Raw genomic sequence first — 11,524 nt, forward strand, 5'->3', positions numbered from 1 at the left:
TGCTTTTCGCTTTGCGCAATCTCACAGATTTTCATTCTTGCAGCGTCCGGCGCTACGTCTCTTCTTCGGAAGCAACCGGACGCGGAAGAATATGATTTCCCGGTCACGCCGACGGGTCGATCCAGAGATCGGCGAAGCTGCCGTTGAACCCCTCCCCGCCCGGCGCGAAGTTGCGGACCTTCTTGTTGGCGATGATCACACCTCCGGCAGCAACGAGGTCGACAGAGGCAATCTCCTCATGGATCACCGACTGGAACTTCCACCAGATCGCGCGGCGCTTCTCGATATCAGGCTCGATCGCCGCGGCCTCCAGCAGCTGATCTACCTCGGCGTTGTCGTAGTGCGCGGCGTTCGAGAACGGCAGGCCGATCCGGAAATTCTTCGACCAGTACGCGCGCTGGATGCCGAGGCTCGGGTCGAACGTGTTCGACAGGCTTTCGGCCGTCAGGTCGAACGCCCGGTCGCGGTAGACGACATTCAGGTAGGTCGCGAGATCGTATCGCTGTATCTCGATGTCGAGACCGACCTGGCGCAGCGAATTGCGCAAGAAATCCGAAAGGCTTGCCGGCAAGAACGGATTCTGCGTCAATCTCAGTTTGGCCCGGATGCCACCTGCGCCACGCTTGATGCCGGCGTCGTCCAGCAATTGGTCCGCTGCCTTCGGATCGAATGGCCACGCCTGGATCTTGGAATCATAGAACTTCGGCAGCGCCGTGCTGACCGGCGACGGAGAAACGAGCGCGTAGCCAAAAAAGACGACGTTCACGAGCGCTTTCAGGTCGATTGCGTGGGCAATCGCCTTGCGCACACGGCGGTCACGCAAAAGCTGCGTGTCGTAATTGAAGAAAAGCTGCTGCTGCGGACCGGAATAACCGTAGGTGGCGGTGTCGACCACGAAACGCTTGTCGCGCTTGAACCGCTCGATGTCGCCATAAGGCACCGGAGTAGCGCCGATATCGACCTCCCCCGCCTCGAGAGCTGCCGCCCGTGCGGCCGGATCGAGGATGACCTTGAGCACGAGGCGGTCGACATAGGGCTTTGGTGCGTCCCAATAGTTGGGATTGCGGACGAACAGGAGATGGCTTCCGGGAACCCACTCGCGGAGGATGAACGGCCCGGTTCCGATTGTCTGCTCCAGACGTGGCTGCTCGTCCGGCTTCAGCGCCGTATAAATGTGCTTCGGCACAATCGGAGATTCGGCGCCGGCCAGCGCCGTGATCAGAAATGGCGCCGGCTTCGACAGCACAATCACGGCCGTCAACGCATCCGGCGTTTCGATCGTCTCGACGTTCGCGAACGTGATCCGGCCGCGCGGATGGGCGATTTTCAGGCGCTCGATCGAGAAGGCGACGTCCGCCGAGGTGAATTCCTTGCCGTCGGACCATTTGACGCCGGGCCTGAGCTGGAAGGTGTAGCGCCTTCCATCCTCGCTGATCGCCCAGGACGTCGCCAGCACCGGCCGCGGGTTCAGATCGTAGTCGTAGGCCAGCAGCCCCTCGTTGATCTTGGTGCCGATCGTCTGCCCGGTTCCGGACGATGTGTTGATCGCGATGATCGCCGAGGGGTCGGGATAGTAGACCCAGTTCAGCGTTCCGCCGGAGACGGGACGGGCCTCACCGGCAAAGCTCGTTGCCGATGGGAGCAGCGTGGCGGCGCCGGAAGCAAGCATACCGCGATTGAACGTTCGACGATCGATTTCCATCACGTCACCCTGCCTCTTTCAATTCGTCACAAGCCGGCATTCGCCCGATGACTCGGCGCAATTCCCGACCGCCACAATGTTAGGCATGATCTCAGAGAATTTGCTTTTGTTGTTTGAAGCGACGACGCGCGTTCGCTTGCACAGGCCGCCACGCGTACAGCAGCAAAATTTTCATTATGCGATCTGGCTTGTCGCGGGATTGATTGTCCGGCCCTTCGGTGAACTATTGGCGTGAGGGTATTCTCGAGTGGCACGCCATCCGCAATGAACGAACCGACACGTCGACGGATTACCAAGGCGCTCCTGCTTGCATCGGGAGCACTCGCTGGCGGCCTTGCACCGCGACCCCTACGGGCGACCGAGGAGATCAGCCGCGGCGGCACGTTGAATATCGTCATTCAACCCGAGCCGCCGATTCTCGTCAGCCTCACCCACACGGCCGGGCCCACCACGCGTGTCAGCCCGAAAGTCACGGAAGGACTGCTGACCTTCGATCTCGATTTCAATCCAAAGCCTCAGCTCGCCACGGCCTGGCAGATCAAGGAAGACGGGCTGCGCTACCGGTTCGAGTTGCGGCGGGGCGTGAAATGGCACGACGGGCGGGATTTCACCTCAGCCGACGTCGCTTATTCTATCGAACTCCTCAAGCAGCATCACCCGCGCGGCCGCGGCACGCTTTCTTCGGTGCGGGAAGTTCTCACACCTGATCCGCATATTGCGGAGATCGTGCTGGACAAGCCGGCGCCATACCTGCTCGCCGCGCTGACGGCCTCGGAATCACCCATCGTACCCCGGCATGTTTACGAGGGCTCCGATCCACTCGCCAATCCCAATGGCCGCGCTCCGATCGGGACTGGCCCTTTCGTCTTCAAGGAATGGAAGCAAGGCAGCCACATCCTGCTGGAGCGCAATCCGAACTATTGGGACCCCGGCAAGCCGTATCTCGACCGCGTGGTCATCCGCTTCATCGCTGACGCGAATGCCCGCGCCGTCGCGCTCGAGACCGGCGAGGTTCACTACGCGCCGGATACGCCGGTGCCGCTCGGGCAAATCGAGACTCTCAAGGCCAATCCCAACCTCGTGATCGAAACGCGCGGTTACGACTACCAACCGATCGTCTATCGGCTCGAGTTCAATCTCGCCAATCCCTATTTCGCGCGACCGGAGGTCCGTCGCGCCGTGGCGCACGCCATCGATCGCGAAGCGATCAACCGCGTCGTCTTCTACGGCTGGAGCAAGAATGCTCCGTCCGCCATCAGCCCTGCGCTGAAGCAGTTCCACAATCCGGACATTCCCCGGCACGACTTCGATCCGAAGAAAGCCGAGGCGATCCTCGACGCAGCCGGGCTGGCGCGCGGCCCGGACGGCACGCGCTTCAAGGTCTTCCACGACTACATGCCCTATAGCGAGACTTACCAGCAGCTCGGCGCCTACACGCGCCAGGCACTCGCCAATATCGGTATCGGCGTCACCCTGCGCGCACAGGACGTGCCGACCTGGTTCAAGCGTACCTACACCAATCGCGACTTCGACTTCATGAGCAACGGCATGAGCCATTCCTTCGACCCGACGGTCGGAGTCCAGCGGCTCTATTGGTCGAAGAACTTCAAGCCCGGCGTCCCCTTCTCGAACGGCTCGGGCTACAGCAATCCCGAAGTCGACCGGCTACTGGAAGCTGCCGCCGTCGAGAGCGATCCCGCCAAGCGACGCGAGCTGTTCCGTACCTTTCAGGTGATCATCGCCACCGACCTGCCCGACATCAATCTGGTGACCGGCGCGAACCTGACCATCGCCAACCGCAAGCTGCGGAATCACACCGCGACCATCGACGGCCCGTCTGCGAACTTCGCCGAAGTCTGGCTGGAAGCCTAATCAACATACAAGGCATCGCCGAATGAGCTTTGACCTCGACACGTCCAATCCGCATTTCGCCAAGGCAGTCGACCTGCGCGAGATCTTCGCTCGCGACGCCGCGGAACGCGATCGCGCCGGCGGAAAGCCACTCGATCAGCTGGCCCATCTCAAGGCCAGCGGGCTCCTCAATCTTCTGATCCCACAGGAGTTCGGCGGCTCCGGCGAACGCTGGTCCACGGCTCTCAGGATCGTCCGCGAATTCGCCAAGGTTGATGGCGCGCTCGGTCATCTCTATGGCTACCATTTCGGCTCGCAGCATGCGGCTCATCTGCGCGGTACCACGGAACAGGCCGCGGATATCTTCCGGCGGTCGGCGGCAGGCAACTGGTTCTGGGGCAATACCGCCAACAGCTTTTCGAAGAGCCTGTTCGGCCGCCGGGACAATGAAGGGTTTATCCTCGACGGCTTTCGTCCCTTCACCTCGGGCTCGCATATAGCCGACCAGCTTCAGGTTGCCTGGGAGGATCACGAGACCAATGCCCGCAGCTTCGCCACCATTCCAGCCAATCGCGAAGGTGTCCGGGCCGAACACGACTGGGACGGGTTCGGGCAGCGCCAGACCGGCAGCGGCCGCGTCACATACACGAACGTGCGCGTCCATCGCAACGAGGTGCTGGAGCACAAACCGGATGGCGGCCGCCCCTATCAGACCATCACGCCGTTCCTGCAACAGTCGACACTGCTCAATGTCTTCATCGGAAGCGCACAGGGCGCCCTGATGACCGCCCGGGATTATACAAACGACAAGTCTCGGCCCTGGATTCATTCGGGCGTTGAACGGCATACCGACGACCCCTGGATCAAACGTGTCTATGGTGAGCTCTATACGCGCGTGAAGGCAGCCACGCTGCTCGCCGACGAGGCGGCAGCGACGCTCGACTGGGTGTGGTCGCGCGGCCGCGATCTGACGGCGCGGGAACGCGGCGAGGCCTCTGTGGTGATCGCCGGCGCCAACGCTCACGCCGGCGAGGTCGCGCTTGATGTCACCAACCGGATCTTCGAGGTGATGGGAGCGCGCTCGGCGACGATCGCCAACGGTTATGATCGCTTTTGGCGCAACGTGCGCATCCACACGCTGCATAACCCGGCGGAATACAAGACGCGCAATGTCGGAAGCTGGTTTCTCACCGGCGCGCATCCCGATCCCTCTGCGTTCCAGTAACGATTGACCTTGCGAGATCCCGCCGTGCCCAAGCTCATCCAGGTTAATGGTTTCGCCATCTTCAGCCCGGTCCATCTCTCGCCGGGGCTGTGGCGCCATCCGGACGACCGCTCGCTCGATTTCTCCACGCTCGACTACTGGACGGACGTGGCGAAAATCCTCGAGGCCGGCAAGTTCGACTCCATCTTCATCGCCGACGGGATCGGGATTCACGACGTCTATGCCGGAACCGCTGATGCGGCTCTCAGCACCGGCGCCCAGATCCCGAAGCTCGATCCTATGCTGCTGGTTTCGGCGATGGCCCATGTCACCACGCATCTGGGGCTCGGCGTTACGGCCCCGGTCTCCTATGAGCCGCCATTCACGCTTGCCCGCCGCTTCTCGACACTGGATCATCTGACCAAGGGGCGCGTCGCCTGGAACATCGTCACAGGCTATTCCAACGCGGCCTCACGCGCCGTCGGCCGCGACAACATCATGGCCCATGACCCGCGCTATGACCTCGCTGACGAATTCCTCGACGCCGTCTATGCGCTCTGGGAAGGCAGCTGGGACGACGAAGCCGTCGTGGTCGATCCGATCCGAGGTGTCATCGCGGATCCCTCGCGCATCCGCAAGATTCATCACCATGGCGCTCATTTCAAGATCGATGCCATCCATCTCGTTCATCCCTCACTCCAGCGGACGCCCTTCCTGTTTCAGGCCGGCGCCTCCAACCGCGGCAAGGATTTTGCGGCCCGGCACGCAGAGGCGGTGTTTCTAGGCGAGCATTCGAAGGCGCCGACCGCAGCGAACGTCGCGGAAACCCGGGCCCGCGCACGCGCGTTCGGCCGCGATGGCCGCGACATCCGCTTCTATGCACTGATGACCGTCATCGTCGGCGAGAGCCGTGCCGAGGCGGAGGCCAAGTATCGCGACTACCAGCGCTATATCGACCCGAAGGGCTCGCTCGCTCTGCTGTCCGGCTGGACCGGGATAGACCTGTCCGGCTACAGCCTGGACGACCCGTTCCCGACGGTGAAGAAGGACAATTCGGTCACATCGATGATCGACTCGTTCTCCCGTACGGAGCGACCCTGGACGATCCGCGAGATCATCGAGCACAACGGTATCGGTGGCCGCGGGCCCGTGATCGTGGGATCGCCGGCCGAGGTCGCCGATCAGCTCCAGGCCTGGGCCGACGAGACCGACATCGACGGCTTCAATCTCAGCTACGCGGTGACGCCAGGTGGCTACCAGGATTTCGCCGAGCTCGTCGTGCCGGAGCTACAACGGCGCGGCGTCTACAAGACCGAATACGCCGCAGGCACCCTGCGCGAGAAGATCTTCGGAGCCGGCCAGGCGCGGCTGCCGTCGTCTCATCCGGCTGCGCGCTTCCGCCATCACGCCGCGGTCGTACCGCGGCGCGAACCTACGTCCGCTTGAGCGTCATGCGCCCACCTTCAACCGCCCTGCAACTTCGGCACGGTGTGGCGCAGCCCGGCCTGCTCCATCAGGGGCAGCACGCGACGGCCGAAGAAGTCCAGGTCGGGCTTGAAGTCGAAGAAGCTCAACTGAAGTCCGTCGACGCCCGCCTTCTTAAGCTTCACGAATTGCTCCACGACCTGCTCCGGCGTGCCGATCACCTCGATGTTGCCGCCGATGGCGCGCCGCTTCTGGGCATCGACGCCAACCCGCCCCTTCCAGGCGTGCGCATCGCTGGCGAAATTCTGCATGCTGGCTTTGGGATCAATGTGGGCGGCGATGGCGTCGTGATACTGCCAGGTCTCCCGCTCGGTCTCCCGGCAAACGACCATGGGGTTCAACAGCGTACGCACCTCACGGCCGACGTCGATAGCCGACTGTTTAACGCGCTTTGTATGCGCCGGCAGCGCTTCGATCGCGCTTTCGAACGACGAGCCGGACGGGCTGGTGATGAACACGATATCGGAATAGCGGCCCGCGAAGGCGATTCCGGCGTCGGAGCCGGTTGCGTTGACCAGGATCGGTCGGCCGAATTGCGGCTTGGGCGTCACGAAAGCATTGCTGAGCTTCCAGGACGACTGGCCGGAGAAGGAGAAATTCTCCTCATCACCCCACAACCGCTGGAGCACTTCCAGGAATTCGGCAGCCAGCTCGTATCGCCGGTCGTGCTCGATCTGGTTCCAGCCGAACGCTTCGTGTTCGACGGCGCGATGACCGGTCACGACGTTGATGCCCCAACGGCCACCCGAAATGTGATCCAGCGTCGCGCCGTACTTGGCGAGATGCAGCGGATGGATCGGGCCATAGAGAACGTGGATGGTCGAGATCAGCATGATCCGCGATGTCACGGCGGCGAGCGACGCCGTGGTGACGAAGGAGTCGAGGGCCTGGCCCGTGAACACGCCGCCATATCCGCCCTTCGGCAACCACTGCGACAAGGCGAAGACAAGATCGAAGCCCAACGCTTCGGCGACGAGCGTCAGATCGCGATTGTAGTCGAACGTCCAGGTCGTCGAACGCGGCAAGGTCGAGGCGCTCCAGCCACCCGCCTGTATCGGGAGAAACAATCCGAGCAGCAATGGCTGCCTCAGCGATTTTGCCAGAGGGCTCTCGGAAAATTGCGCGGGGCTCGGGAAGACCGGCCAGCCAACGACTTTGCCCGGCTTGTGCACTATCGTCATGATCATGTCCGTCGTGATGATGCGCGCAATCTGCGGGCCGTTCACAGTACTCATGCCGCTGCACGCGAATGCATCGACGTTGCTGATGCATTTTGCCATTGTCAACAGAGCGCCGGCGGCGGCGCAGACACGTCCGCGCCCGCACGCGACACCGGGCTCAAAAGCATTTTGTCGACGAACCGCGGAAGTTAGAAGAATCATGTCGAGCATACAGCGCATCGCAAAGACTTTTCGTCGGACACTGTGGCAGGCGGTCCCAACCGTGATCGGGATCATCATCATCAATTTTTTTCTGCTTCAGCTCGCGCCCGGCGACGCCGCAGACGTTCTGGCCGGAGAGTCGGGATCCGCGACGATGGAGACGGTCGCCGCCTTGCGGGCTCGCTTCGGGCTTGATCAGCCCGTGCTCATACAACTCGTGGCCTATCTGGACAATCTCGCTCACTTCAGCCTTGGCTATTCGCCACGCTACAACCTGCCTGTAGCCGACATCATAGGCCAGCGCTTGCCCGGCACGGTCTTTCTGATGGCAACTGCTCTCGTCATCGCGCTCGCCGGGGGCATCACGCTCGGCATCGTGATGGCCACGTTCGCCGGGCGATGGCCGGACCGGGTGATTTCGATCTTCGTCACGCTGTTCTATTCGATCCCCGGCTTCTGGATCGGCCTGATGCTGATCCTGCTGTTCTCGGTCAAGTTGGGCTGGTTGCCGAGCGGCGGCTCCACGACGATCGGCTCAACGGTCAGCGGGATTGGTCTGGTGCTTGACCGGGCGCGCTACATGGTTCTGCCCGCATTGTCGCTCTCGCTGTTCTACATCGCGATCTATTCCCGGCTTGCACGCGCCGCCATGCTCGAGGCCCAGGCGCAGGACTATGTGCGCACGGCTGCGGCCAAGGGCCTGTCGCCGCTCACAATCACGGTGCGTCACGTCCTGCGCAACGCGCTACTGCCCGTCACCACCGTGGCCGGCATGCATTTCGGCGGCCTGCTCGGCGGCGCCGTTGTCGTCGAGACGGTCTATAGCTGGCCGGGACTTGGCCGCCTCGCCTTCGAGGCAGTCATGAGCCGCGATTTCAGCGTGCTGCTCGGAATTCTTCTCCTGTCATCCCTGCTCGTGATCGTCGCCAATATGACGGTCGATCTCGTGCAGGCCTGGCTCGACCCTCGCATCGAGACCCGTTGATCATGACTGATGCCACTCTCCACTCCGCAGCATCGCCCGTGCTAAGCACCCCCGACAGTCCAGCTGCTGCTGTGCCGGACGATTCCGCTTGGCCCAACATCCACGCGCCGGACACGCATGTCGTCGCCGCGGACGTTGAACGTGCCCGCCCCCATCTGTTTCGGCGCCTGCGGCAGAACCCGTCCGCTATGGCCGGCAGCCTGCTCCTGCTGTCTATCGTTGTCGCAGCAGCCCTTGCGCCCGTGCTTTATCCAGCAGATCCTCTGGGGATGGTGGCGCGACCACTGTTGTGGCCAGGGCAAGATCTGGCAAACCCGCTTGGAACGGATTCGCTCGGTCGCGACGTGGCCGCCGGCCTGATGCATGGCGCGCGTGTTTCGCTGCTGATCGGATGTGTCGCTACCACGATCGGGCTCACGGTCGGCATCCTCATCGGCGCGACTGCGGGATATCGCGGCGGACGCGTCGACGACATTCTCGTCCGCGTCATCGAGCTGTTCCAGACGGTCCCGAGCTTCATCCTGCTCGTCGTCCTCGTCGCGATCGCCCAGCCGTCCATCGTCACGGTGACTTGGGCCATCGGCCTGGTGACCTGGCCCACGATTGCCCGACTCGTCCGCGCGGAGTTCAGGGTACTGCGCGAGAAGGAATTCGTGATGGCGGCGCGAGGCCTTGGCTTCGGTCACGCGCGCATCGTCATTCGCGAGATCCTACCCAACGCCCTTCCGGCGATCATCGTCACGGCGTCGGTGATGGTGGCCTCCGCGATCCTGATGGAGGCTGCGCTGTCGTTCCTCGGCCTCGGTGATCCGAATGTCGTGAGCTGGGGCAGCATGATCGGCTCCGGACGCGAACTGATCAGGACGGCATGGTATCTCACCGCACTTCCCGGCGTCGTCATTGTTTTCACGGTGCTGTCGCTGAACCTGATCGGCGACGGCCTGACCGACGTGCTCAACCCTCGTTTCAGCAGGGAGCGCTGACATGACAGCCCTGCTCGACGTCCAAGACCTCACCATCGGCTTTCCGAACGCCACGCCGGTGCGGAACCTGAGTTTCAGCGTTGCGCCCGCAGAGACGCTCGCAGTCGTCGGAGAATCCGGCTCCGGCAAGTCGCTGACCGCGCTGGCGTTGATGCGGTTGCTGCCCAAGGCGGCTCGCGTCACGACGGGCAGCATTCGGCTCGGCGGCGAGGAGCTGCTCGCCCTTTCCGAGATCGAGATGCGGCGAAGGCGCGGGCGCGACGTCGCGATGATCTTTCAGGAGCCGATGACGTCGCTCAATCCGGTGCTGACGATCGGGCGACAGATCACGGAAGTGCTTCATCTGCACCGCGGCTTAAGCAAGGCGCAGGCACGTCGCGAAGCTGCCGCACTCCTCGACCTCGTTCGCATCCCCAATCCGGAAGCTTGCCTTGAGGACTATCCGCACCGGCTCTCGGGTGGGATGCGTCAACGCGTCATGATTGCCATTGCGGTTGCGTGCCGGCCCAAGATCCTGATCGCCGACGAGCCGACGACCGCCCTGGACGTCACCATCCAGGCACAGGTGCTCGAATTGCTCGATCGGCTGCGCCGGGAGCTCTCACTTTCCCTCCTGCTCATCACTCACGACCTTGGCCTGGTAGGCCAATGGGCCGACCGGGTCGTCGTCATGTATGCCGGCCGGAAAGTCGAGGAAGCAGCGCCCGACTCGCTGTTCGACCGCCCTCTGCATCCCTATACGCGCGGCCTCCTGGCGGCTTCGCCGCGCCTGCACGATCGGCTGCACTACCGAAACGCTAGATTGTCCGAGATTCCTGGCAGCATCACCTCTGCCGCCACCCAACCGGGTTGCCCGTTTGCTCCGCGTTGCCCGGAACGGTTCGCGCCCTGCCGAACCGAGTTCCCGCCCGAACGGGAGACGCAGTCTGGCCGGCGCGTGGCCTGTCACGCAGAACTCACCCGATCCTCACACGGTGCGACCCATGACGCTGCTGTCAGTCTCTGAACTCAGGACGACCTATCGCTCGGGAGCGGTGCCGGTCCACGCGATCGATGGCGTTTCGCTTGATATCTCAGCCGGCGAGACCGTAGGTCTGGTCGGCGAGTCCGGCTGCGGTAAGTCTACCCTGGGCAAGACCATTCTCCGGCTGGTCGAACCGTCCGCCGGTCGTATCACTTTCGACGGAACTGATCTCACCAAGCTGCCGGAGCAGAAATTGCGGGCCTACCGTCGCAGGCTCCAGATGGTATTTCAAGATCCGTTCGCATCGCTCAACCCGCGGCAGACGATCGGCGATATCCTTGGCGCGCCGCTCGACGTTCACCGTATCGGCTCGCGTCGCGAACGGCGCCAGCGTGTCGGTGAGATTCTCTCGCAAGTGGGTCTGCCCGAAGATTCGGCAACGCGTTATCCTCACGAGTTCTCAGGCGGTCAGCGTCAGCGGATCGGGATCGCACGGGCGCTGATCCTGGGCCCGGACCTCATCATCTGCGATGAACCAGTGTCCGCGCTCGATCTATCCGTGCAGGCTCAAGTCCTGAACCTGCTCGCCGACATCAAAGGCCGAATGAAGCTGTCATTGCTGTTCATTTCGCACGACCTTTCGGTGGTGCGCTATCTGTCGGACCGGATTCTAGTGATGTATCTCGGCCGCATCGTGGAGAGCGGCAGCCACGAGCAGATCTGGAAAAACCCCCTGCACCCATATACCCGCGCGCTGATCGATGCCGTACCGGACCCGGCACGCAGACGGTATGCGGCGCCCCTTCCCGGCGACCTGCCTGACCCCCGCAGCGCAGGCAGAGGCTGTCGGTTTCAGCCGCGTTGCCCGCTGGCGACGGAGCTGTGCGCACAGCAGGATCCCGAATTGCGCAACAGCCGGTCAGGCCAGAGCGTGGCTTGTCATCACGCCGATCTGCAGGCGAGCTAGG

9 protein-coding genes are annotated in these 11,524 nt (G+C 62.9%); 7 read left to right on the forward strand and 2 right to left on the reverse strand.

All coding sequences use genetic code 11. The features are described 5' to 3' along the window. Positions 1–103: 103 nt before the first annotated feature. Entirely contained in the window at positions 104–1,702 is a 1,599-nt protein-coding gene (locus tag QCM77_RS09125; RefSeq protein WP_279682941.1) for an ABC transporter substrate-binding protein, read from the reverse strand. 264 nt (positions 1,703–1,966) lie between these two features. Here QCM77_RS09125 and QCM77_RS09130 point away from each other — a divergent pair, with 264 nt between their 5' ends. Genes QCM77_RS09130 through QCM77_RS09140 form a run of 3 tightly spaced genes read left to right on the forward strand, consistent with a single transcriptional unit; the run spans position 1,967 to position 6,203 of the window. Continuing rightward, complete coding sequence (locus QCM77_RS09130; protein ID WP_279682943.1) at positions 1,967–3,574, forward strand: ABC transporter substrate-binding protein; 1,608 nt, start codon at positions 1,967–1,969, stop codon at positions 3,572–3,574. A 22-nt stretch (positions 3,575–3,596) separates the two neighbouring features. Continuing rightward, on the forward strand, positions 3,597–4,778 hold the full coding sequence (locus tag QCM77_RS09135; RefSeq protein ID WP_279682945.1) for an acyl-CoA dehydrogenase family protein: 1,182 nt from the start codon (positions 3,597–3,599) through the stop codon (positions 4,776–4,778). A 24-nt stretch (positions 4,779–4,802) separates the two neighbouring features. Beyond that, on the forward strand, positions 4,803–6,203 hold the full coding sequence (locus tag QCM77_RS09140; protein ID WP_279682947.1) for an LLM class flavin-dependent oxidoreductase: 1,401 nt from the start codon (positions 4,803–4,805) through the stop codon (positions 6,201–6,203). Between the two features lie 17 nt (positions 6,204–6,220). Here the strand turns inward: QCM77_RS09140 and QCM77_RS09145 are convergent, their stop codons facing one another. Then, positions 6,221–7,423: an LLM class flavin-dependent oxidoreductase gene (locus QCM77_RS09145; protein WP_279683161.1), complete on the reverse strand. Its 1,203-nt coding sequence runs from the start codon at positions 7,421–7,423 to the stop codon at positions 6,221–6,223. A gap of 199 nt (positions 7,424–7,622) precedes the next feature. On the opposite strand from QCM77_RS09145, the gene QCM77_RS09150 reads away from it, so the two are divergent. The 4 genes from QCM77_RS09150 to QCM77_RS09165 are packed head-to-tail and all read left to right on the forward strand — an operon-like array spanning position 7,623 to position 11,523. Beyond that, positions 7,623–8,609, forward strand: a complete 987-nt coding sequence (locus QCM77_RS09150; protein ID WP_279682949.1) for an ABC transporter permease — start codon at positions 7,623–7,625, stop codon at positions 8,607–8,609. 2 nt (positions 8,610–8,611) lie between these two features. Further along, positions 8,612–9,592 (forward strand): ABC transporter permease, encoded by a 981-nt coding sequence (locus tag QCM77_RS09155; protein ID WP_279682951.1) that lies wholly within the window; start codon positions 8,612–8,614, stop codon positions 9,590–9,592. A gap of 1 nt (position 9,593) precedes the next feature. Then, positions 9,594–10,598, forward strand: coding sequence for an ABC transporter ATP-binding protein (locus tag QCM77_RS09160; RefSeq protein ID WP_279682952.1), 1,005 nt, complete (start codon positions 9,594–9,596; stop codon positions 10,596–10,598). Continuing rightward, positions 10,576–11,523 carry an ABC transporter ATP-binding protein gene (locus tag QCM77_RS09165; RefSeq protein WP_279682954.1) on the forward strand — a complete coding sequence of 316 codons (948 nt, stop codon included), beginning with the start codon at positions 10,576–10,578 and terminating at the stop codon, positions 11,521–11,523. The genes QCM77_RS09160 and QCM77_RS09165 overlap by 23 nt, the downstream gene beginning before the upstream one ends. Position 11,524 lies beyond the last annotated feature (1 nt).

Origin of the sequence: Bradyrhizobium nivariense (genome assembly GCF_029846695.2) — a bacterium.
Classification (GTDB): domain Bacteria; phylum Pseudomonadota; class Alphaproteobacteria; order Rhizobiales; family Xanthobacteraceae; genus Bradyrhizobium.

Bases quoted from the DNA above. Each gene is read 5' to 3' on its own strand.
- QCM77_RS09125 (WP_279682941.1), bottom strand. From the start codon at position 1,702: ATGGAAATCGATCGTCGAACGTTCAATCGCGGTATGCTTGCTTCCGGC.
- QCM77_RS09130 (WP_279682943.1), top strand. From the start codon at position 1,967: ATGAACGAACCGACACGTCGACGGATTACCAAGGCGCTCCTGCTTGCA.
- QCM77_RS09135 (WP_279682945.1), top strand. From the start codon at position 3,597: ATGAGCTTTGACCTCGACACGTCCAATCCGCATTTCGCCAAGGCAGTC.
- QCM77_RS09145 (WP_279683161.1), bottom strand. From the start codon at position 7,423: ATGACGATAGTGCACAAGCCGGGCAAAGTCGTTGGCTGGCCGGTCTTC.
- QCM77_RS09150 (WP_279682949.1), top strand. From the start codon at position 7,623: ATGTCGAGCATACAGCGCATCGCAAAGACTTTTCGTCGGACACTGTGG.
- QCM77_RS09155 (WP_279682951.1), top strand. From the start codon at position 8,612: ATGACTGATGCCACTCTCCACTCCGCAGCATCGCCCGTGCTAAGCACC.
- QCM77_RS09160 (WP_279682952.1), top strand. From the start codon at position 9,594: ATGACAGCCCTGCTCGACGTCCAAGACCTCACCATCGGCTTTCCGAAC.
- QCM77_RS09165 (WP_279682954.1), top strand. From the start codon at position 10,576: ATGACGCTGCTGTCAGTCTCTGAACTCAGGACGACCTATCGCTCGGGA.